The sequence below is a fragment of the Rhodanobacter umsongensis genome, from assembly GCF_042654965.1.
GTDB lineage: Bacteria > Pseudomonadota > Gammaproteobacteria > Xanthomonadales > Rhodanobacteraceae > Rhodanobacter > Rhodanobacter umsongensis.
The window spans coordinates 1-2,561 of record NZ_JBHSMK010000015.1; the positions used below are offsets into that span (position 1 = coordinate 1).

Here is a 2,561-nt window from a genome sequence, read left to right on the forward strand (position 1 = left end):
AGGGCCTGTCGTTCGGCCCGGTGGACCGCGTCTATGTGTACAACAGCACATTCAGCAATACGCACGGCACCAAACCGGAGCACGGCATCGACATCGAACCCCAGAGCCAGGGTCTGAGCCGGAACATTCGCATCGAAGCCAGCCGCATGATCGGCAACAAGGGCAACGGTCTGGAGATGAGCGCCAACGTGAGTGGGGTGGTGCTCGCATCAAACACGCTCAAAGGCAACCATGGGTATGGCGTGTACATCCGGGCCACCGCCAACAGCGCTTCGATTACGGGCAATCTGATCACGGAAAACGATTTCGACGGCATCTACCTGACGTCCCCCGCGCATGACGTGAGGATCGCCAGCAACAAGATCATCTACAACAGCACGCGCTGGTTCGTGACTAACCAGAAGTCGATCTACACGTTGACCTCAAGCCCCCGCGATCTGGATATCGACCCGCGCGCGCGGAACATCTCGTTGTCGGGCAACACCCTGTCTCCCAAGCCGTAGCGGGCATGGTCGATGCTCCTGATGAACGGCGTATCGTCCGGGAGGCCGGCATGGCCAGTCGGTCTCCCGGAGCCGGTGAGCAGGAGACGATGAAGACACTGATCCGGGCGGATGGCCGCCCGGATCATCCCTTCCGCTGAAGTTACGCGGTTGGCCAGCGGCGGACATCGCCGCATGATGCATCTGGCCGTCCAATCGACGCCGGACGTTCCTGCGCCATGGCAGCGCAAACGCACCAGCTTTGGTGCCTGGAGGCGTCCCCACGGCTATGCCTGGTTGCCGTTTCCCGGGCGGTCGTCGCCCTTTCGCGTTTCGACGTGCTTCCACTTCAACGAGCGGGCACGCTGGCTGCGGCGCCGCAGGTAGCGCATCAGCTTCTGTTCGAGATGCGCCGCCGGCTTGCTGTCATCCGCCGAACCCCCGCTGCGCTCCATCTCCGTCAGGCTTTCTTCCACCTGGTTGAGCCAGGCCCCATGGTTGGCCATGAACTGCATGCGCAGGTTCGGATGATTCGTCATCAGCGTGGCGAGCGCACGCGTCTTACTCGCCGGTGGATTGTCCGCGATGACGCGAATCTCCCGGTCGGCCGGTTGCTCCGCGGCGACCGCGGCGAGAAAGGCTGCGAACTCGGCCGATGTCTGGCGTTTGCCCGGCTCCGCCTCGAACGTGTCGCCGCCGCTTTTCAATGCCGCGTACAACGCTCGCACGCCTTCGCGCGCGGCGGCCTCGCGCTGCCGCGCGGCTGGTTTCGCATGGTTCTCATCTGGCGCCGCGGATTCTTCCACCCGAAATATCGCGGCATGCTGCGGCCGATGCAGATACACGCCGATGATATCGATCGCACGCGTGGCTACCGCCGGTGCGTCGGGCATTGCGGTATGCCGCAGGCCATGCGGCGTGATGCCGTGTCGGGACCAGATGCGCGCCACCGTGGTGTGCGAGACAGCGCCGCCGAGTTCGGCCGCCAGCTTGCGTGACGACCAGTGCCTGGATCCGTCGGATGGCCTGCGTTGGCGGGTGCGGTTCAGTACCCGCAACTCCAGCCGATCGGTGACTTTGTAGCGCTCGCGACCGGCGTAGCGCGCGTAGAGACCGGCCAGCCTTTCTTCGCGAAACCGCTTGCTCCAGCGCGCGATGTAGCTGTCGCTGCAATGGAGTTGCATGCGAATTTCGGCCCAGGTGAGACCTTCGGCCAGCAGCAGGATCAATCTTGCATGTCGTGCGGAATCCGCACGACCGTCGCGTGCTTCAGCCTGCTGCTGAAGTTCGTCGCGTTCGCTCTTGCTGAGCTTCAACACCGCGGCCGGACGACGGCGCCGCACTTCCGATTTGTGCGTAACAAGTTGCTTGTTTCAGTGCAATAGACAAAGAGGAAGCAATCTTTTGCAGCGTGAACTACGTCGCCAAATCTCTTGTGTTCACCGCGTGAAAAGCATGCATTCTTACCGTGAACATTCCGCCAACCAAGAGGTTTCGCACCATGTCCAGCACAAAGATCGTCGCCGCCGCCTTCGTTGGCGCCCCCCTCGCAAACCGGCTCCGCGCACGCACTGGCCGCACTCTTTCGCGCTCGTTGATTGCTGCGAGCCTCGCGCTGGCTTTCAGCGTCGCTGCGCTGCCGGCTGCCGCCGCCAACTGGTGGTCGGCCACGCCGAGCGTGTCGATCGGCAGCACCACCATCGACGTGCGCAGCGCCGGCGCCCTGGGCAACGGCCAGCACGACGATACTGCCGCGTTCCAGGCGGCGATCAACTCGCTGCCTTCGACCGGCGGCACCATCACGGTACCCGCCGGCACCTACATGATCGACGCGTTGCGCTCGATCAACATGCGCTCGCATGTTCGCCTGCAGTTGAGTGCAGGCGCCCAGCTGCAGGCCCTGCCCAACAGCAGCGATCGCTCCCATGTGATCAAGGCCTGGAAGGTGACGGACGTCGAGATCACCGGCGGCGCGATTGTCGGCGAGCGCGCCCGGCATATCGGCACCACCGGCGAATGGGGCATGGGCATCGACATCCTCGCGTCCAGCAAGGTCTATGTGCACGACCTGACGATTTC

Annotated in this window: 3 protein-coding genes; 2 read left to right on the forward strand and 1 reads right to left on the reverse strand. The window is 63.6% G+C overall.

Translation table 11 applies throughout. The annotated features are described in order from the left end of the window. Positions 1 to 503: right-handed parallel beta-helix repeat-containing protein (locus ACFPME_RS17580; protein ID WP_377306997.1), on the forward strand; the 503-nt coding region annotated here is incomplete at its 5' end. 266 nt (positions 504 to 769) lie between these two features. On the opposite strand, the gene ACFPME_RS17585 is transcribed toward ACFPME_RS17580, so the two are convergent. Then, the gene (locus ACFPME_RS17585; RefSeq protein ID WP_377306998.1) at positions 770 to 1,825 is read right to left on the reverse strand and encodes an IS630 family transposase; all 1,056 of its coding nucleotides are present in this window, start codon (positions 1,823 to 1,825) and stop codon (positions 770 to 772) included. Positions 1,826 to 1,983: 158 nt separating this feature from the next. Here ACFPME_RS17585 and ACFPME_RS17590 point away from each other — a divergent pair. Further along, on the forward strand, positions 1,984 to 2,561 hold a 578-nt coding region (locus ACFPME_RS17590), incomplete at its 3' end, for a glycosyl hydrolase family 28-related protein (RefSeq protein WP_377306999.1).